Raw genomic sequence first — 18,813 nt, forward strand, 5'->3', positions numbered from 1 at the left:
CCCACACTCTGGAGCAACATCATGAAAAGCATCATCGGTCTTGGTTTCGCCCTGTCGGTCCTTGGCGCTACGTCCGCTATCGCCGCCCCGCATGCCACCTCGCAGGTTGTCGCCGCCGTCAAGGTCAGCCAACCAGCAACACTGAACGTGAACACCGTCGGTCTCGATCACAAGGACAGCCAGCCAAGCACACTCTACGTCGCTGAAAACCGTCCTGAATTCGGTTCGAAGTATCAGCGTTATTGATCAACAGCTTTGCGCCGCTTGAAACAAAAACCCCGGGTAGATCCGATCTACCCGGGGTTTTTCTTTGAGAGCAGAAACCTGAGGGAGACAAGGCTCCCACTGTTACGTTTATCTCAACAGGTTTTCGACAAGTCGTGCGGCAAGGGCTTTGGCCTGCAGCGCTACGTCGGTGACGGCGGTGCTTTCCCACCACATGCCGCGCAACGGCGGGCCCATGGCGAACAGGCGATAAGCGACCTGGCCATCGGCGTCCAGTACGGCACCGTCGACCGCCGCCGCGATCCCCAGTGCCAACGGTCCCGGCCGGATCAGCCCGCGCGCCAGCAATTGTTGCGGCAACGGCCGAGCGACGCGGCGCCAGTCATATTCGATACCGCTGGAGTTTATCAACGCCGCGCCGTGCACCACACAGGTGTCGGCCTCGCCACGGCGGCGAATGCGGATGCTGACGCCGCCCTGCGACACAGGCTCAAGCCCCTTGAACGACGCGGCCTGAATCCGCAATCGCCTTTCCCGGTGCAACCGTTCCACCAGGGCCGCACTCAACGGCGGCGAGCGGTGGTGATGACTTTCCCACCATGGCCGCACATGCCGCACAAACTGCCGACGTTGCAGGTCCGTCGCCTGATTCCACAACCGTCCAATGTGCGCCCGCACGGTATCGAGCGGTGCTTGCCAGTCAATGCCTTGGGCGATCGCCTCACGGCAATGCCGACGCAGTTCACGCACCAGTTGCCGGGGTGTGCGAAGGCTGTGATCCTCGGCCAGAAAATCTACCCAGGCCGGCGGTTGCCGACGCACATGCGGCAGCAAGCCGTGGCGGGAAAACACTTCGATAGGGCCGCGATGCCCGGCCTGTTCCAGCGACACCACGGCATCGACCATGGTCAGGCCAGAACCAATGATCAGCACCGTCGATTGTGGATCGAGTTGGCGCATTGCGGCGACATCCCACGGATCGAGCGCTGCGGCGTTCAAACCACTGGACTCGGTCTGTGGCGTGCGCGCGGCGGGGAACATCCCTGTCGCCAGCACCGCATACGCACCCTGCAAGCGTTGCCCGTCACTCAAGGTCAGCCGTACCGAATCGTCGTCCGTTTGCAGATCGATCACTTCAGCCTGCACATGTTCGACCGTGGAACCATTCAACGCCCCGACGGCTTGCGCTTCGGCCAGACGTTGCTGCACGTACACGCCGAACAGCCCGCGTGGCGGGAACAACTCGCTGATCGGTACCGGTTGCTCGGCCGATTCCGGCCAGCCACCGGCGCCAATGTGCTCGGTCAGCCACTGCGTCAGGTCATCGGCATTGTCCGGGTCGACACTCATGCGCGCCGCGTTGCCGTTCAGCGTATGGCCCAATTCGATGGCACTGTAGGCTTCGCCCCGACCGAGCTCGGCACGCGGCTCGATCACCAGCACCGAACGCCGGCCCGGCAAGCGCAACAACTGCGCCGCCAGCATCGCGCCGCTGAGGCCGCCGCCGATGATCAGAACGTCGGCGTGGCGGGTGTCGTTGGTCGTTTGTGCGCTTTGGATTTCGCTCATGCCATGCTCGTTGGTCAGATGGAAAGCTGCTGCGTGCCACCTTAATGTGTTGCTCTCCAGCGCACAAACCCGTCCTTAGTAGGAGTGAGCCTGCTCGCGATAGCGTCTACGCAGACACCACTTTCTTCTCCTGCTGCCGCAACGCCGACAAATCCCGATACCCTGCCCCCGGATGACTCTCCGGCAACCGCGCCCCGCCCCCAAACAACTTCTCGCGCAAAGTCCCCGGCGCATACTCGGTCTTGTACACCCCGCGTTTCTGCAACTCCGGCACCAGCAACTCCACAGCATCGATAAAGGTTTCATGGGTCAGCGCGTAAGCCAGGTTAAACCCGTCAACGTCGGTCTCATCCACCCACTCTTGCAACAAATCGGCGACCGTCTCGGGGCTGCCGACAAACAACGGACCAAACCCGCCAATCCCCACCCAGTCCGCCAGTTCATTGGGGGTCCAGACCTTGTTCGGGTCCGCCGTGGAAAACGCTTCGACCGCCGATTGAATCGCATTGGTGTGCACATGCTTGAGCGGCTCATCGGGCTTGAACTGACTGAAGTCGATACCGGTCCAGCCAGAAATCAATGCCATGGCGCCTTCGTAACTGACCCAGGTTTTGTATTCCTCGAACTTGGCTTTGGCTTTCGCGTCGGTTTCACCGAGGATCACCGTTTGCAGGTTGAAGATCAGGACTTTCCTCGGATCGCGCCCGGCCTCGGCTGCACGTCGACGAATGTCGGCCACGGTTTTCTTCAGCAACACTTTCGACGGTGCAGCGACGAACACGCATTCGGCATGTTCGGCCGCAAACTGCTTGCCACGACTTGAAGCACCGGCCTGATACAGCACTGGCGTGCGCTGCGGCGAAGGTTCGCAGAGGTGAATGCCCGGTACCTGGAAGTGTTTGCCGACGTGGCGGATTTCGTGAATCTTGCTCGGGTCGCTGAAAATCCGCCGCTCGCGATCACGCAAAATCGCGCCCTCTTCCCAACTGCCTTCCCAGAGCTTGTAGCAAACCTCCAGGTACTCCTCGGCGAAGTCATAACGGGCGTCGTGTTCGGTCTGGTTCTTCTGGCCGATGTTCTTCGCGCCACTTTCCAGATACGACGTGACGATGTTCCAGCCGGCGCGGCCCTTGGTCAGGTGATCCAGCGTCGACAGGCGTCGGGCGAACGGATACGGATGCTCAAACGACAACGAGGCGGTCAGGCCAAAGCCCAAATGCTCGGTCACCAGGGCCATGGGCGGAATCAGTTGCAGCGGATCGTTGACCGGCACCTGCGCAGCCTGACGGATCGCCGCGTCACCGTTGCCGTTGTAGACGTCATAAATGCCCAGCACATCGGCAATGAACAAGCCGTCGAACTTGCCGCGCTCGAGGATTTTCGCCAGGTCGGTCCAGTATTCGAGGTCCTTGTATTGCCACGAACGATCACGTGGATGCGCCCACAAGCCCGGCGACTGGTGGCCGACGCAGTTCATGTCGAAGGCGTTCAGGCGAATTTCGCGGGAAGTACGTAGGGGTTGGGCTGGGGTTGTCATGGGCCGACTCCGGGATTCTGATAAAGGCTCCTGGACCTTTTGCAGGAGTCGTGCCCGAATAATATATTCAGCTATTTCAACGGGTTAGTGAACCTTCCCAGAAAAATCTGCAGCTGTAGAAAAGCAAAGTGTCTATCCACTGTTGACTGGCAAACAGTCAGATCACCACGTTGCGCACGAACCGCGCCGCTACCGGGCCATCGTTGCGATAGGCATGGGGCTGGTTACTGGCGAACATGAAAAACTCGCCGGCAGCGATGCGCTGTGGCGTATCACCCAACATCAGGGTCAGGCAGCCTTCGAACACGTAGATCTGTTCGCTCCAGCCTTCGGCGTCCGGTTGCGACGGATAAACCTCACCGGGTTGCAGGCACCATTCCCATTGTTCCACTTCGCGAGTCGCGGTGGCCTTGGACAGTAGAACGGCTTTGCTGCCAGGGATTAAACCGGCCCAGGCCACTTCGTTGATGCGACTCGGGTCGCGAGCGTCCGGGGCCTGAATCAGGTCACTGAACCTGACGTCCAGCGCTTCGGCCACGCGGTCGAGGGTGGTCAGGCTGACGTTCTTCTCGCCCGCCTCGATGGCCACCAGCATCCGGCGGCTGACCCCGGACTTTTCGGCCAGCGCGGTCTGGCTCATGTCGGCGGCGTGGCGCAGGCGTCGAACGTTTTGGCTGACGTGCTGGAGGACCGAAGCCCGTTGCGTGGAATCTTTGTGCACTATATTGCTCACTCGGTGGGGTTGGGCAGTATACTGCGCAACATTCGGCGCATTGTGCGTCCCCCTCAGGTAGCGTGCAAGGTCATGACGTCGGTGAACTCTTCTTCCCCCCGTTTCTCGCGGTTCAGCAAAGCCGAGTGCGTGCTGGTGCTGATCACCATGGTCTGGGGCGGTACTTTTTTGTTGGTGCAGCACGCCATGACCGTCAGCGGCCCGATGTTTTTCGTCGGCCTGCGCTTCGCTGCTGCCGCGATTCTTGTTGCGCTGTTCTCCTGGCGCCACCTGCGGGAGTTGACCCTGTTCGAACTCAAGGCCGGGGCGTTTATCGGCGTGGCGATCATGCTCGGTTATGGCTTGCAGACCGTGGGTTTGCAGAGCATTCCCAGCAGTCAGTCGGCGTTTATCACGGCGTTGTACGTGCCCTTTGTGCCGTTGCTGCAATGGCTGGTGCTGGGACGTCGCCCGGGGTTGATGCCGAGTATCGGGATCATGCTGGCGTTTACCGGGTTGATGCTGCTGTCGGGGCCGGCCGGCGCTTCGTTCAATTTCAGCCCCGGTGAAATCGCCACGCTGATCAGCGCGATTGCGATTGCCGCAGAGATCATTCTGATCAGCACCTATGCCGGTCAGGTCGATGTACGGCGGGTGACGGTGGTCCAATTGGCAACCACCTCGGTGCTGGCGTTTTTGATGGTGGTGCCGACCCAGGAACGCATTCCCGACTTTTCCTGGCTGCTGCTGTGCAGCGCGTTGGGGTTGGGCGCGGCGAGTGCGGCTATTCAGGTGGCGATGAACTGGGCGCAGAAGAGTGTTTCGCCGACCCGGGCGACCTTGATTTATGCGGGCGAGCCGGTGTGGGCCGGGATTGTCGGGCGGATCGCCGGCGAGCGGTTGCCGGCGATTGCGCTGGTGGGCGCGGGGTTGATTGTGGCGGCGGTGATTGTCAGTGAGTTGAAGACCAAGGGTAAGGGTGTGGCGGCGGAAGACGAGTTGGAGCGGGAAACTTCGGTTGAACCTTGATTACTGAGTTGCCGGATAGATCGCCTTCGCGAGCAGGCTCGCTCCCACAGTTGATCGCGGTGTACTCGGATTATGTGTACACCAAAGTCCTCATGTGGGAGCGAGCCTGCTCGCGAAGGGGCCAGACCTGCTGAACACGGGTCCTGGAAACAATGTGAATCCGCCTTTTTCCGTCTACCGTGTAGGATTCTGCGACAGCTTGGCGTTTGGCGATCTTGGGAGTGGCACGTATGATGCTTCACAAACTTCCGCAGATTAGAAGCCTATGTCCCTGATAGTTCTACTGCTTCTGCCTTTTATCGGCAGCTGTCTGGCAGCCGTCCTGCCACACAACGCACGCAATACCGCCCCCCTGCTGGCCGGCCTGATCGCACTGATCGGCACGGTCCAGGTCGCGCTCTTGTACCCGCAAATCGCCCATGGCGGCGTGATCCGCGAAGAATTCTTCTGGTTGCCGAGCCTTGGCCTGAACTTCGTCCTGCGCCTGGACGGCTTCGCCTGGTTGTTCTCAATGCTGGTGCTGGGCATCGGCACCCTCGTCTCGCTGTACGCGCGCTACTACATGTCGCCGGACGATCCGGTGCCGCGGTTTTTCGCGTTTTTCCTGGCGTTCATGGGCGCCATGCTCGGGCTGGTGATATCCGGCAACCTGATCCAGATCGTGTTTTTCTGGGAGCTGACCAGCCTCTTCTCGTTCCTGCTGATCGGTTACTGGCACCACCGCAGCGATGCACGACGCGGCGCCTACATGGCGCTGATGGTTACCGGCGCGGGCGGATTGTGCCTGCTGGCGGGGGTCATGCTCCTCGGCCATGTGGTCGGCAGCTATGACCTGGACAAGGTCCTGGCCGCCGGCGAGCTGATTCGCGCACATGCCCTCTACCCTATTCTGCTCCCCCTGATCCTGATCGGCGCCTTGAGCAAAAGCGCACAATTCCCCTTCCACTTCTGGCTGCCCCACGCGATGGCGGCCCCGACACCGGTTTCGGCCTATCTGCACTCGGCGACCATGGTCAAGGCCGGGGTGTTTCTACTGGCACGGCTGTGGCCGTCGCTGTCCGGCAGCGAAGAATGGTTCTACATCGTCAGCGGCGCCGGCGCCTGCACCCTGTTGTTGGGCGCGTATTGCGCGATGTTCCAGAACGACCTCAAAGGGTTGCTGGCCTACTCGACCATCAGCCACCTCGGCCTGATCACCCTTCTATTGGGCCTGAACAGTCCGCTGGCCGCCGTGGCCGCGGTGTTCCACATTCTCAACCACGCGACGTTCAAGGCCTCGCTGTTCATGGCCGCCGGGATCATCGACCACGAAAGCGGCACCCGCGACATTCGCAAGCTCAGCGGCCTGATCAAGCTGATCCCGTTCACCGCCACCCTGGCCATGGTCGCCAGCGCATCGATGGCCGGTGTACCGCTGCTCAACGGCTTCCTCTCGAAAGAGATGTTCTTCGCCGAAACCGTGTTCATCAATGCCACGGCCTGGGTCGAGTGGAGCCTGCCAATCGTCGCGACCATCGCCGGCACCTTCAGCGTCGCTTATTCGCTGCGCTTCACCGTCGACGTATTCTTCGGCCCGACCGCCACCGACCTGCCGCACACCCCGCACGAACCGCCGCGCTGGATGCGCGCACCGGTGGAATTGCTGGTGTTCACCTGTCTGGTCGTGGGGATGTTCCCGGCGCAAGTGGTCGGTTCCATCCTGGCCGCCGCAGCCCTGCCGGTGGTGGGCGGAACCCTGCCGGAATACAGCCTGGCGATCTGGCACGGCTTGAACGCGCCGATGATCATGAGCCTGATCGCCATGTCCGGCGGCATCGTGCTCTACCTGCTGTTGCGCAATCAGCTCAAGCGCGGGCGCTTCAAATACCCGCCGGTGATTGGCCGGTTCAACGGCAAGCGCCTGTTCGAGCGCGGCTTGGTGATCATGATGCGCTCGGCCCGTCGTCTGGTGCGCCGGATCAGCACCAACCGTCTGCAAACCCAATTGTTCCTGGTGGTCCTCGCCGCCGTGCTGGCCGGGTTGATCCCGATGCTCCACAGCAGTTTGAGCTGGGGTGACCGGCCGAAAATTCCGGGCTCGATCGTGTTCGTGACCCTGTGGTTGCTGGCGATTGTCTGCGCCCTCGGCGCGGCGTGGCAGGCCAAGTATCACCGGCTCGCGGCCCTGACCATGGTCAGCGTCTGTGGCCTGATGACCTGCGTGACCTTCGTCTGGTTCTCCGCACCCGACCTGGCCTTGACGCAACTGGCGGTCGAAGTGGTGACCACGGTGCTGATCTTGCTCGGCCTGCGCTGGCTGCCACGGCGGATCGAAGAAGTCTCGCCACTGCCAAGCAGCCTGCGCAAGGCGCGCATCCGGCGTATCCGCGACTTGCTGTTGTCGACCGTGGTCGGTGGTGGCATGGCCTTGCTGGCCTACGCGATGCTGACGCGCCAGACGCCCAACGACATTTCCTCGTTCTACCTCAGTCGTGCCCTGCCCGAAGGTGGCGGGAGCAACGTGGTCAACGTGATGCTGGTGGACTTCCGTGGCTTCGACACCCTCGGTGAAATCACCGTGCTGGTGGCCGTGGCCCTGACCGTGTTCGCCCTGTTGCGACGCTTCCGCCCGCCGAAAGAAAGCCTGCAGCTGCCGGCGCAGCAACGCCTGTTGGCTCCAGACGTGGTCACCGACCTGGTCAACCCGCGCCACGCCAGCGACACCGCACTGGGTTTCATGATGGTCCCGGCGGTGCTGGTGCGCCTGCTGTTGCCGATTGCCCTGGTGGTGTCGTTCTACCTGTTCATGCGCGGACACAATCAACCGGGCGGCGGTTTTGTCGCCGGGCTGGTGATGTCGGTGGCGTTCATCCTTCAATACATGGTGGCCGGCACGCAGTGGGTCGAGGCACAAATGAGCCTGCGACCGCTGCGCTGGATGGGCACCGGGTTGCTGTTCGCCACGGTCACCGGACTTGGCGCGATGGCTGTCGGTTATCCGTTCCTGACCACCCACACCTGGCATTTTTCACTGCCGGTACTGGGCGACATTCACATCGCCAGCGCGCTGTTTTTCGACATCGGCGTGTACGCCGTGGTGGTCGGTTCGACGCTGTTGATCCTCACCGCCCTCGCCCACCAATCGGTTCGCGGCCACAAAACCGCGGCCCAGCCCAAACCTGGCGCCACGCAAGGAGCCGTCTGATGGAAGAAGTCATCGCAATCGCCATCGGCGTACTCGCGGCCTCCGGCGTCTGGCTGATCCTGCGGCCACGGACCTTTCAGGTGGTGATGGGCCTGTGCCTGCTGTCCTATGGCGTCAACCTGTTCATCTTCAGCATGGGCAGCCTGTTCATCGGCCGCGAGCCGATCATCAAGGACGGCGTGCCGCAGGACTTGTTGCACTACACCGATCCACTGCCGCAGGCGCTGGTACTGACCGCCATCGTGATCAGTTTCGCCATGACCGCATTGTTCCTGGTCGTGCTGCTGGCTTCCCGGGGCTTGACCGGGACCGACCATGTGGATGGCCGGGAGCCTAAAGAATGAATGCGATGACGCACCTGATCGCCGCACCGATTCTGCTACCGCTGCTGACCGCCGCCATCATGTTGATGCTCGGCGAGAAACACCGTCCGCTGAAGGCCAAGATCAACCTGTTCTCCAGCCTGCTCGGCCTGGGGATTTCCGTGTTGCTGCTGCAATGGACACAAACCACTGGCGTGCCGGGTTCCATCGGCGTGTACCTGCCGGGCAACTGGCAAGTGCCGTTCGGCCTGGTGTTGGTGGTCGACCGCCTGTCGGCCTTGATGCTGGTGCTGACCGGGATCATCGGCGTCAGCGCCTTGCTGTTCGCCATGGCCCGTTGGGACGGCGCCGGTTCAAGCTTCCACGCGCTGTTCCAGATTCAATTGATGGGGTTGTACGGCGCGTTCCTGACCGCCGACCTGTTCAACCTGTTCGTGTTCTTCGAAGTGCTGCTGGCGGCGTCCTACGGCTTGATGCTGCACGGCTCGGGCCGGCCGCGGGTGTCGGCGGGCCTGCATTACATTTCGATCAACCTGTTGGCCTCATCGCTGTTCCTGATTGGCGCGGCGCTGATCTATGGCGTCACCGGCACCCTGAACATGGCCGACCTGGCGCTGAAAATCCCGCTGGTGCCGGAAGCTGATCGCGGTTTACTGCATGCCGGAGCGGGGATTCTCGCGGTAGCGTTTCTGGCCAAGGCCGGGATGTGGCCGCTGAACTTCTGGCTGGTGCCGGCCTACTCCTCGGCCAGCGCACCGGTGGCGGCGATGTTCGCGATCATGACCAAAGTCGGCGTCTACACCTTGCTGCGCTTGTGGACATTGCTGTTCTCCGGTCAGGCCGGGGCGTCCGCCTACTTCGGCGGCGACTGGCTGATCTACGGCGGCATGGCGACGATCGTCTGCGCGGCGCTGGCGATTCTCGCGGCGCAACGCCTGGAAAGGATGGCCAGCCTGAGCATTCTGGTGTCGGCCGGGATCCTGCTGTCAGCCATCGGTTTCGCCCAGCCAAACCTGATCGCGGCGGCGCTGTTTTATCTGGTCAGCTCGACCCTGGCGTTGAGTGCGCTGTTCCTGCTGGCCGAGTTGATCGAGCGCTCGCGTTCGGTCAATGAACTGCCGTTGTTCGACGACGCCGACCTGATTGCGCGACCGGCGCCGGCCGCGCAACCGCTCAAAGGCATCAACCTCGATGACGATCAGAAAGCCGTGGTCGGCCAGGTAATTCCCTGGACCATGGCCTTCCTTGGCCTGAGCTTCATTGCCTGCGCACTGCTGATCATCGGCATGCCGCCGCTCTCCGGGTTCATTGGCAAACTCAGCCTGCTCAACGCCCTTCTCAACCCGCTGGGCCTGGGCAATGGCGTCGGCGAACCGGTATCGAATGCGGCGTGGGGATTGCTGGCGTTGTTGATTCTGTCGGGGCTCGCCTCATTGATCGCCTTCTCGCGCCTGGGCATCCAGCGCTTCTGGACCCCGCAAGAACGTCCATCACCGCTGCTGCGCCGCTTTGAATGTGTGCCGATCATCGTCCTGCTGGGGCTGAGCATTGCGTTGACCTTCAAGGCTGAACCGCTGTTGCGCTACACCCAAGCGGCCGCTGACGCCTTGAACAATCCGCAGCAATACGTGATGGCCGTGCTCGGCACCCGTGCGGTACCCAGCCCGGAAGCCAAGGCGGCGATGGCGGAGGTGCAACCATGAAGCGACTGTTTCCTGCTCCCTGGCTGTCCTTGGCCCTCTTGCTGTTATGGCTGGTACTGAACCAGTCGATCAGCCCTGGCAACCTGTTACTCGGTGTGATGCTGGGCTTCTGCGCGCCGTTGATGATGCGCCGGTTGCGACCGCTGCCCATTCGAATTCGCCGTCCGGGGGTGATCCTGCGCTTGCTGCTGGTGGTCGGTCGCGACGTGGTGGTGTCCAACCTCGCCGTGGCCTGGAGCGTGCTGAACGCGGGTCGCCGTCCGCCCCGCTCACGCTTCATCAAGGTGCCGCTGGACTTGCGCGACGCCAATGGCCTCGCCGCACTGTCGGCGATCTGCACCGTGGTGCCTGGCACCGTCTGGTCGGAACTGGCGCTGGACCGCAGCATCCTGTTGCTGCATGTGTTCAATCTGGATGACGAAGCGCTGTTTATCCAGCACTTCAAGGCGACCTATGAGCGCCCCTTGATGGAGATCTTCGAATGAGCGCATTGCTGTCGAACGCCATCCTGGCGAGCCTGTTCCTGTTTTCCGTAGCGATGATCCTGACGCTGCTGCGCCTGTTCAAAGGCCCATCGGCGCAGGATCGGGTACTGGCACTGGATTACCTGTACATCATCGCGATGCTGATGATGCTGACGCTCGGCATTCGTTATGCCAGTGACACCTATTTCGAGGCGGCACTGTTGATCGCCCTGTTCGGCTTCGTCGGCTCGTTTGCCCTGGCGAAATTCCTGCTGCGTGGCGAGGTGATCGAATGACTGGCGAACTGTCGCTGTGGGTTGAGATTCCGGTAGCGATTCTGCTGCTGCTCAGCAGTCTGTTTGCGCTGATCGGCGCCATTGGCCTGGTGCGGATGAAGGATTATTTCCAGCGCATGCACCCACCGGCGCTGGCGTCGACCTTGGGCGCGTGGTGCGTGGCATTGGCGTCGATCATTTACTTTTCCGCGCTTAAATCGGGGCCGGTGCTGCACGCCTGGCTGATCCCGATTCTGTTGGCGATTACGGTGCCGGTGACAACGTTGCTGCTGGCTCGGGCGGCGTTGTTTCGTAAGCGCATGGCTGGGGATGATGTGCCGGCTGAGGTGAGTAGTCGGCGGAGTGAGAGTGGGAGTTAAGCCTGGAGTCTTTTGTTGACTGGGCTGGCCTCTTCGCGAGCAGGCTCGCTCCCACAGTAGATCTTCAGAGGACACAAAATTTGTGGATCATCCAGATCCTGTGGGAGCGAGCCTGCTCCGGGCGGCGTTCCGACGAAAGCAATTTCAGCAGCAGTTCAAATCCAGGCCACTGCCAACAACCCCGCACCCAACACCACACACAACGGTGAATACACCCAGGTATCGAGCCGGGCGAACTTCGAATCCTTCACCTCTTTGAAAAACCCTACCAGGTTCGAATCGCCAATCGCCCGGGCGAACATCAGTATCGCAATGCCACTGATCACCCATTGCAGCCAGCCGTCCTGCACCGCCGGCAAACACAGCCCGACCCGTAGGCACACCAGCATGGCGATCATCAGAAGCCCCACCGCCACCAGCAACGTCACCATCCCCGACGGCTTGAAGGCTGGCCTTGATTGCGCGCCGCCCTCCCCGGGCAATCGCGGTACCGCCGCCTCGCTGCCCACTTTACCGCCCGACGCCCAATACACGTGGACCAGGCTGATCATCAGAAAAATTGAAGACATCCATTGTGCAACCAACAGGTTCATATTCAGTTATCCATCCAGTGAGAGCACACGTGCTCCGGGCGGTGATAGCGAATGCAGTTGTGTGGAGCACCTGTTTACTTCAGGTCGGCGGAGACCTTATCAGCCACCTCCTTGGGTAGCCATGCCTTCCAGACGTCCGGGTGCGCCTTCATGAATGCTTCTGCGGCCTGGCGGGGCGGGGTGTGTTTTTCGCTCATCTCGGCCAGGGCCTTGTTCAATGGATCGATGGGCAAATCGACCTTGCTGAAGAACTCGGTGATCTGTGGGTACTGCTTTTGAAACGGCGTAGACACGCCGATGGACAGCTTCGAGGCCAGTGAACGGGTCGGCTTGGGATTTGGATTGTCAGCGTCGGTCAGGGTTTTCCAGGCTTCGGCGTCGAAGGGTGGTTCCTCCAGCTGGATCAGCTTGAAGCGGCCGAGCAAGGGCGTCGGTGACCAGTAATAGAACAGCACCGGCTTGCCGCGATGGATCGACGAAGTGATTTCCGCGTCCAGCGCTGCTCCGGAACCGCTGCGAAAATTCACGTAGCTGTCGTTCAAGCCATAGGCGGTGAGCTTCTGCTTGTTCACCACTTCCGAGGTCCAGCCGATCGGGCTGTTGAGGAAGCGGCCCTTGCCAGGGGTTTCCGGGTCACTGAACACGTCTTTGTACTTGAGCAGGTCGCTGACACTGCGCAACCCCGGCGCCAGTGGCTTGATGCCTTTGGCCGGATCGCCCTTGATCACGTACTCCGGAACCCACCAGCCTTCAGTCGCGCCCTTGACCGTATCGCCCAGGCTGGCGACCTTGCCTTCGGCCTCAGCCTTGACCCAGACCGGGCTGCGACCTGCCCACTCTTCACCAATGACCTGAATGTCATTGTTGGCCAGGGCGGTCTCCAGGGTAATGGTAGTGCCCGGCAAGGTATCCGTCGGTAGCCCGTAGCCCTTCTCGACGATGATCCGCAAGATATCGGTGATCAGGCTGCCGCTTTCCCAATTCAGGTCGGCGAAGTGGATGGGTGCCTGGGCGGCGAATACCGGAACGGGTGACGTCAACAACCCGAAACTGGCCACGGACGCAGCCAGTAACCGTCGAAATCCTTTCATGCTTTTGCACCTCGTGCTGTTCACAGCAATAGCAGGATGGCCTGATGAAAGACCGCGAGCCTCAAAATATTCAGTCAATTGACTGTAGTAGAGGATCCTGATTTCGAGGGGCAGGAATTAATTTTCGGAAGATTCCTGCAAGAGGGATAGCTCTCTTCTGACCATGCTGGCGTACGCCGCCGGGCGCAGCGCATAAATGTGTGACGCCACCCAATTCAGCCAGGCTCCCTGCAGAACAGCCTTTTGCTCGAACAACCGAAGGGCTTCAGCGTGGGCACTGGCCTGGTTCTGTTCGTGGAAATCGGCGCGGGTCAGGCTCATTACTCGCTGGCCTTGAAGGTCACCAACTCGCCCTTGCGCCACTTGGCGGCTTTGGCGGTCACGGCTTTCAGGGTTTTGGTCAGGCCTTCCTGCAGCTGTTGATGAGCGGCAAACACCATCACCACGCTATGACCTTCCTTGAACACAATCGCCTGACCATCGGCGGTGGTGACAAACGCGTAATCGCCCAATCCATACACCGTCAGTTTGATTTCGCGAAACTTGATGTCCAGCTTGCCGCCTTCGCGACTGGGCAGTACCGAGGCGCTGAAATGATCACCAACCTTGAGTTTGAGCCCTGGCTTGTCATCAACCACCAGCGCTTCTTCGGTGTCGATCTCGGCAATGTAAATGCCTTCGGCGTTCTGTTCGGTGACATAGACAAAACGAGATTGAAACTGTTTAACCAACTTTGCGCGCAAATCACCCAGCACGAACAAAGCATGCATATCGAGATTACTTACTGCCAAGGAAACATCCCCACATCTGAAATGGATGCTGCACGCAGGAAAAGCGCGCAGCAGAAAAAAGCGGCCATGCCGAAGGTCTAGCAAAAAAACCGGGTTGAAATCCTGATCCGGGCAGAGGGCTCATGCATCGCGAGGTCCGTGAGCGTACTGGAATAACACTCGCGCCGTCTTCCCTCAACGTCGTCAGATGTTGAAGGAAAATGCCCTTCTTGCTGCCAGAAGAAACAGGACTACCAACTTTAAGGAAAAAACCCTACAAGAAAAGCACTTTTCCGACATATCGCTCGCAAAAAATTGCTTTAGATGGACACCCTTGATGGCGATTCTAGAGCAGCGATGCTGACAGAGACCAGCCAAAACGGCGTACATACGTCGGCAAAACAATGAAAAGGACTTCATATGTGCACAATGACTCACTTTGCAACCACCCAGCCGACTTACACGCACAACACCTTGGCGCTGTCGCAGGCGTTGTTCGATCAACCTCCCTTACACCCTGACAGCCCTTCCCGGCCAAGGTTTCAGGTGGTCCTGGCCGGTAACGCGTTTTTCCATATCAAGGAAACCTCCACAGGACGCGTCAGAGGTTTCCGCGGTGACCACAACCAGGCCTGTGCGCTTGCCCGCTCACTTGAGTCCCGCGAATAAAGCCTCCCCTGAGTTCATTCCAATAGACGTTTCGTCATACCGTCGAGTTAACTCAGCCGTCGGCGGGCAACTACTGCCATACTGCCCGCCCCATGAAACCCGTTCCCACGTCGGACGGTGCTCAAAACAACAAAACATTTCCAAGGGAAGACTGCTACGTGACGGAATTTGATATCGGCGAATTTATTATCCGGGGCGAAGCCAGAGAGATCGACGGCGAATTCCAGGCAGTGATAGTTTTGCGCGCCAAACCGAAATTGACCACGGTGACCTATCACCAGGTCGAGAAAGATCGCTGGTTCAAAACGGCAGATGTCGCCGCCGTCGCCGCTCAGGAAGCGGCCAAAGAACTGAAGGCAGCCGTCGATGCAGGGGCATTGAAAGCCTGATCAGCGAATTTGCCGTCTATGCTCACTCCTGCTTTGGAACATCCATCGAACTCCTGAAGCGCGGCCTCCTCAGATGCAATGAAGCCGCCCTTCAGTTCTCGCATTCGACGCGACCCACCAGGAGATGAACATGGATTCACCTACACACGACTTGAAAGGTTTGTTCGACCAACTTGGCCTGGACTCCAGTCAGAAGGCCATCGACGATTTCATCGCCAGCCATTCACCGTTGCCCGACGACAAGAAAATGATCGACGCCGAGTTCTGGACCCCGCAACAAGCCGGCTTCCTCAAGGAGCAACTGCGTGAAGACGCCGATTGGGCGCGAGTGGTCGACGACCTGAACCTGCGTCTGCACCAGGTTCACTAGCCCGCGTACTCAGTGCAGGCTGTCCGGAGATTCGGCGCTCAACTGCGCCAGCCAGGCAGCCCTGCACTCTTCAGCTTCATCGCGACTGGAAAACGCCGTCCCCCGGCGCTCACCGTTTAGCAGTACCACCCAACAAACGCTCTGCCCCATCGCGCGCAAACAGGCGGGCACCCCGCTGCCAATCATCACCGCGACATCCACTTTGCTTTGCATGCTGGCCTCTCGAATTTCATTAGCAACCTAACTATGTAGGCATGTTAATGAGTTCATCCGCGAGGAAACAGCAACGAGGCTGCACAGCTTCGTTGCCGGAATCGTAACAATGGTCAGCGCCTAGCGTGGCCCCTGTGGCTTGTATCCCAGGCGCAAACCGCCCCAATGTCGGCCCTTGACGAGGATTGGCACCGAGAGATCGTGCATCAGCTCGCCGGTATCGCGGGTGTAAGTCTGCAACAACACCGGCTGCTGATGGCTGCCGCAGCGGATACCGGTGCGATCAGCAAATTTGCGCTTGGTGCGGTTTTGCAAGGTGTCGACCTTCGCGTCGCCCGTCAGCGGCTGGCTGAAGACCGTGTTATGAGTCGGCACATAACCCTGCTGTGTGCAGGCGATGGCAAACACCAGCCCTTCATGACGCGGCAACAACGGCTCCTGAATCGTCGGCAGGACCTGATCGGTGTAGCGGTCGAAACGGGTCTGGAACTTGGCCGGGCTGGTATTGGGGATCGCCTGATAATTGCGATCAAACAAGTCATCGAGGCTGACGCGCCCCTGATCGATATCCGCTTCGAAACGCGCGGCAATCTGGCCCGCGCCTTCTCGGGCCAGGTCATAAACCCGTTGGTGATAGTCATCCAGTCCGACTTCGGCTAGGCGCTCGCTGATGGATTCGGCCTGCCCTTCCATTTGCACGGCGGCCTGGGCCAGTCGTTGGGTCTGCTGGTCGCTGATCGCCAGATCGCTGCGCATCTGTTCGATCGCATGAAACAGGCTGTCGAGTTGTTCGCGATTGGTGTCGGCGCCCCGGGCGATTTCCCCGACCTGATGCTCGACACCCGCGGCCAGGCGCGCAATGTTTTCCAGGTGCTGGCCAGTGTGCTCGACTTGCCCGACACCGGTATCGAGGTCGCTGGACAGTTGGCGGATCTGCTCGACGACCTGAGCGGTGCGTTGCTGGATATCGGCAACCATCTCGCCGACTTCACCGGTCGCCGTCGCGGTTCGCGCGGCCAAGCCCCGTACTTCATCGGCCACCACCGCGAAACCGCGCCCGTGCTCCCCGGCCCGCGCCGCTTCAATAGCGGCGTTCAACGCCAGCAGATTGGTCTGGCTGGCGATGGACTGGATCACCAGCGTCACCCGCTGGATATCGTCACTGCGCAGGCTCAGGGCCTCGATCAGTTCGCGACTGTTACTGGCGCGCTCGCTGAGTTGATGCATACGGGCGATGGACTCGATCAACTCCTTGCGCCCGGCGGCGCCGCTTTGATGCGCCTCGCTGGCGGCGTCGAGCGCTTCACGGCTGAGTTTGGAAGTGACTTCTTCGGTCGCGATCATCGCCTCGGCATTGCGGACAATTTGCGCCGCCGCGCTGAGTTGCGATTGCAGTTTGTCCGCCAGTTGCTTGACCGAAAAGGCCACGCCGGCCGCAGACAGTGCGTTATGACTAGTGGTGTAGGACAGATCGCGGGTCAGCGTGGTGATGGCGCTGGCGTCGTCCGCCGGCGAATCTTGAGGCGTTGCGCGGGAGCGCAGACGCGGCAACCAGATAATCAGCACCGCCAACGGCAGGCCAAGGTAAAGCGGCCATCCACCCAACGCCATGCCACATAACAACAGCATCAGGGCGATGCTTTGCAGGGTCGGCGTCACCCAGGGGTTTTTCGGCAAAAGCACTGGCGCAGGCGCGGCCGTCGCCAGAGATCCGTCTCTCGTCATCTTCGTCACCCCACGATCTTCTAATTGTTGTCTTCGCATTAAACGCCACTACAAGGCCATTATCCATGGTCCATTAGTCGCGTGTACTGCAGCAGATCAATAGCGACGCAGGGGCTTTTTCGCAGACGAAAAAAAGCATCGCGGGCCAGCCTTGCTCCTTTGGGAGTGAGGCTCGCCCGCGATGCGGGGCGCTACGAAATCAGGCCTGACGCTGGTGCTTGTCGATCTGTTCGTGACGCTCTTGCGCTTCGATGCAGTACTTGGTGGTCGGGCTGATCAGCAGGCGTTTCAGGCCAATGGCCTCGCCGCTGTCGTCGCACCAGCCGAAGCTGTCTTCTTTGATGCGTTCCAGAGCCTGCTCCAACTGAGGCAGCATGCGCTGGTCGCGATCGATCGCGTTGACCAGCCAGGTGCGCTCTTCTTCGACCGAAGCCGCGTCTGCCGGATCGGCCGGGGTGTCCAGGCTTTCGATGGCGATGCGGTTCTGCTCGATGCGCTCATGGGTTTCGACTTTCATGTTCTGCAACAGCTCGCTGAAAAAAGCATGTTGCTCAGCATTCATGTAGTCATCCGCCGGCATGGCCAGCAACTTGTCCTTTGTCATTGATATCTCTATAAAAAAACGTGCATTAAGGCGAATTAGGGAGCGTTCCGGCGGACCTGGTGAAGGCCATCGGAAAGGCGCCGTTTATTCCAAGCGCCACCCGGCACTCAATTTACGAGGGGCGGCAGTCTAAGGCCGACTTGAGGCCCCAGCAACTGAAAAGTCAGCGAATTTGTCCGACAAGGTACGCAAAGTGCTCTACTGCGACCGTTGCGGCGGTTATCGGAGTGCGTTTATAGCAAGAAATTCAATCGAGCGGCTGTATATAGAAGACAAACGGCCGCACAAGCCCTCCCTTTGCTTGCGGGACGCGGATCCTCAGCTAAGGTTGACCGTCCCGAAATGGCCCTCTGCAGGAGTGTATTAATGAAGCTGATCGGCATGCTGGATTCACCCTACGTACGGCGCGTGGCCATTTGCGCCCAACACTTGGGTATCGACCTGGAGCATCAATCGGTCTCAGTGTTTCGGCACTTCGAGCAATTTCAACAGATCAACCCGGTGGTCAAGGCGCCCACCCTGGTGCTGGACGACGGCGACGTGTTGATGGATTCGAGCCTGATCATCGACTACCTGGAAGCCCTCGCCGGCCCCGGCAAAAGCCTGATGCCCGGCGACCTGAAGCAACGGCTGCGCGCCTTGCGGGTGATCGGCCTGGCGTTGGCGGCGTGCGAGAAATCAGTGCAGCTATATTACGAACGCAACCTGCGTCCCGCCGAGATTCAATTCCAGCCATGGATGCAACGCGTTGAAGGCCAATTGGCCGCCGCTTATTCATCACTGGAACGTGAACTGGAAAAGCATCCGTTAGCGAATGGGGCCTTGATTGCGCAAGACGGGATTACCGTGGCGGTCGCCTGGAGCTTCACCAATCTGGTGATTCCGGACCAGGTCGATGCCGAGCGCTTCCCGCGAATCGCCGCCTTCACCGCGCAGGCAGAAAAGCTTGAGGCGTTCATCAAAACCCCGATAACCTGAGCTGCCCACC

Annotated in this window: 22 protein-coding genes; 12 read left to right on the forward strand and 10 right to left on the reverse strand. The window is 60.2% G+C overall.

Annotation, left to right across the window (positions count from 1 at the left end):
- Positions 1-21 precede the first annotated feature (21 nt).
- On the forward strand, positions 22-246 hold the full coding sequence (locus tag ACWKV5_RS00990) for a hypothetical protein (protein ID WP_483839768.1): 225 nt from the start codon (positions 22-24) through the stop codon (positions 244-246).
- A gap of 108 nt (positions 247-354) precedes the next feature.
- Here ACWKV5_RS00990 and ACWKV5_RS00995 read toward each other — a convergent pair whose 3' ends face one another.
- The 3 genes from ACWKV5_RS00995 to ACWKV5_RS01005 all read right to left on the reverse strand — a co-directional run bounded on the left by ACWKV5_RS00995 (position 355) and on the right by ACWKV5_RS01005 (position 4,052).
- Positions 355-1,794 carry an FAD/NAD(P)-binding protein gene (locus ACWKV5_RS00995; protein ID WP_483839769.1) on the reverse strand — a complete coding sequence of 480 codons (1,440 nt, stop codon included), beginning with the start codon at positions 1,792-1,794 and terminating at the stop codon, positions 355-357.
- A gap of 106 nt (positions 1,795-1,900) precedes the next feature.
- The gene (locus ACWKV5_RS01000; RefSeq protein WP_483839770.1) at positions 1,901-3,331 is read right to left on the reverse strand and encodes an LLM class flavin-dependent oxidoreductase; all 1,431 of its coding nucleotides are present in this window, start codon (positions 3,329-3,331) and stop codon (positions 1,901-1,903) included.
- Between the two features lie 157 nt (positions 3,332-3,488).
- Entirely contained in the window at positions 3,489-4,052 is a 564-nt protein-coding gene (locus tag ACWKV5_RS01005; protein ID WP_483839771.1) for a helix-turn-helix domain-containing protein, read from the reverse strand.
- Between ACWKV5_RS01005 and ACWKV5_RS01010 the strand changes: the two genes are divergently transcribed.
- The 7 genes from ACWKV5_RS01010 (at position 4,047) to ACWKV5_RS01040 (ending at position 11,401) form a co-directional block, all read left to right on the forward strand.
- A complete protein-coding gene (locus tag ACWKV5_RS01010; RefSeq protein WP_483839772.1) occupies positions 4,047-5,072 on the forward strand; it encodes a DMT family transporter in 1,026 nt (341 codons plus the stop codon). The two genes, ACWKV5_RS01005 and ACWKV5_RS01010, sit on opposite strands and share 6 nt — an antisense overlap.
- 265 nt (positions 5,073-5,337) lie before the next feature.
- The gene (locus ACWKV5_RS01015) at positions 5,338-8,256 is read left to right on the forward strand and encodes a monovalent cation/H+ antiporter subunit A (RefSeq protein ID WP_483839773.1); all 2,919 of its coding nucleotides are present in this window, start codon (positions 5,338-5,340) and stop codon (positions 8,254-8,256) included.
- Positions 8,256-8,600, forward strand: a complete 345-nt coding sequence (locus ACWKV5_RS01020; RefSeq protein ID WP_007944721.1) for a Na+/H+ antiporter subunit C — start codon at positions 8,256-8,258, stop codon at positions 8,598-8,600. The genes ACWKV5_RS01015 and ACWKV5_RS01020 overlap by 1 nt, the downstream gene beginning before the upstream one ends.
- A complete protein-coding gene (locus ACWKV5_RS01025) occupies positions 8,597-10,282 on the forward strand; it encodes a monovalent cation/H+ antiporter subunit D (protein WP_123435818.1) in 1,686 nt (561 codons plus the stop codon). The genes ACWKV5_RS01020 and ACWKV5_RS01025 overlap by 4 nt, the downstream gene beginning before the upstream one ends.
- A complete protein-coding gene (locus ACWKV5_RS01030) occupies positions 10,279-10,767 on the forward strand; it encodes a Na+/H+ antiporter subunit E (protein ID WP_483839774.1) in 489 nt (162 codons plus the stop codon). The genes ACWKV5_RS01025 and ACWKV5_RS01030 overlap by 4 nt, the downstream gene beginning before the upstream one ends.
- Complete coding sequence (locus ACWKV5_RS01035; protein ID WP_027924693.1) at positions 10,764-11,042, forward strand: K+/H+ antiporter subunit F; 279 nt, start codon at positions 10,764-10,766, stop codon at positions 11,040-11,042. Before ACWKV5_RS01030 ends, ACWKV5_RS01035 begins: the two co-directional genes overlap by 4 nt.
- A complete protein-coding gene (locus tag ACWKV5_RS01040) occupies positions 11,039-11,401 on the forward strand; it encodes a Na+/H+ antiporter subunit G (protein ID WP_123435820.1) in 363 nt (120 codons plus the stop codon). Before ACWKV5_RS01035 ends, ACWKV5_RS01040 begins: the two co-directional genes overlap by 4 nt.
- 155 nt (positions 11,402-11,556) lie before the next feature.
- On the opposite strand, the gene ACWKV5_RS01045 is transcribed toward ACWKV5_RS01040, so the two are convergent.
- From ACWKV5_RS01045 to ACWKV5_RS01060, 4 genes are all read right to left on the reverse strand, one after another.
- On the reverse strand, positions 11,557-11,994 hold the full coding sequence (locus ACWKV5_RS01045) for a DUF3995 domain-containing protein (RefSeq protein ID WP_483839775.1): 438 nt from the start codon (positions 11,992-11,994) through the stop codon (positions 11,557-11,559).
- Positions 11,995-12,068: 74 nt separating this feature from the next.
- Positions 12,069-13,085: an ABC transporter substrate-binding protein gene (locus ACWKV5_RS01050; RefSeq protein ID WP_483839776.1), complete on the reverse strand. Its 1,017-nt coding sequence runs from the start codon at positions 13,083-13,085 to the stop codon at positions 12,069-12,071.
- A 117-nt stretch (positions 13,086-13,202) separates the two neighbouring features.
- A complete protein-coding gene (locus tag ACWKV5_RS01055; RefSeq protein WP_483839777.1) occupies positions 13,203-13,406 on the reverse strand; it encodes a hypothetical protein in 204 nt (67 codons plus the stop codon).
- The gene (locus tag ACWKV5_RS01060) at positions 13,406-13,855 is read right to left on the reverse strand and encodes a hypothetical protein (protein WP_172825907.1); all 450 of its coding nucleotides are present in this window, start codon (positions 13,853-13,855) and stop codon (positions 13,406-13,408) included. The genes ACWKV5_RS01055 and ACWKV5_RS01060 overlap by 1 nt, the downstream gene beginning before the upstream one ends.
- A 420-nt stretch (positions 13,856-14,275) precedes the next feature.
- Here ACWKV5_RS01060 and ACWKV5_RS01065 point away from each other — a divergent pair, with 420 nt between their 5' ends.
- The 3 genes from ACWKV5_RS01065 (at position 14,276) to ACWKV5_RS01075 (ending at position 15,283) form a co-directional block, all read left to right on the forward strand.
- A complete protein-coding gene (locus ACWKV5_RS01065; protein ID WP_483839778.1) occupies positions 14,276-14,524 on the forward strand; it encodes a hypothetical protein in 249 nt (82 codons plus the stop codon).
- Positions 14,525-14,682: 158 nt separating this feature from the next.
- On the forward strand, positions 14,683-14,913 hold the full coding sequence (locus ACWKV5_RS01070) for a hypothetical protein (protein ID WP_483839779.1): 231 nt from the start codon (positions 14,683-14,685) through the stop codon (positions 14,911-14,913).
- A gap of 130 nt (positions 14,914-15,043) precedes the next feature.
- Complete coding sequence (locus ACWKV5_RS01075) at positions 15,044-15,283, forward strand: DUF2789 domain-containing protein (RefSeq protein WP_483839780.1); 240 nt, start codon at positions 15,044-15,046, stop codon at positions 15,281-15,283.
- A 9-nt stretch (positions 15,284-15,292) separates the two neighbouring features.
- Here the strand turns inward: ACWKV5_RS01075 and ACWKV5_RS01080 are convergent, their stop codons facing one another.
- From ACWKV5_RS01080 to ACWKV5_RS01090, 3 genes are all read right to left on the reverse strand, one after another.
- Positions 15,293-15,496 (reverse strand): hypothetical protein, encoded by a 204-nt coding sequence (locus ACWKV5_RS01080; protein ID WP_046027607.1) that lies wholly within the window; start codon positions 15,494-15,496, stop codon positions 15,293-15,295.
- A gap of 120 nt (positions 15,497-15,616) precedes the next feature.
- Positions 15,617-17,260 carry a methyl-accepting chemotaxis protein gene (locus ACWKV5_RS01085; protein WP_483839781.1) on the reverse strand — a complete coding sequence of 548 codons (1,644 nt, stop codon included), beginning with the start codon at positions 17,258-17,260 and terminating at the stop codon, positions 15,617-15,619.
- Between the two features lie 160 nt (positions 17,261-17,420).
- Complete coding sequence (locus ACWKV5_RS01090; protein ID WP_007907888.1) at positions 17,421-17,825, reverse strand: TraR/DksA family transcriptional regulator; 405 nt, start codon at positions 17,823-17,825, stop codon at positions 17,421-17,423.
- A 366-nt stretch (positions 17,826-18,191) separates the two neighbouring features.
- On the opposite strand from ACWKV5_RS01090, the gene ACWKV5_RS01095 reads away from it, so the two are divergent.
- Positions 18,192-18,803, forward strand: coding sequence for a glutathione S-transferase (locus ACWKV5_RS01095; protein ID WP_483839782.1), 612 nt, complete (start codon positions 18,192-18,194; stop codon positions 18,801-18,803).
- The last annotated feature ends 10 nt before the right edge of the window (positions 18,804-18,813 follow it).

Source organism: Pseudomonas oplopanacis (genome assembly GCF_057128725.1).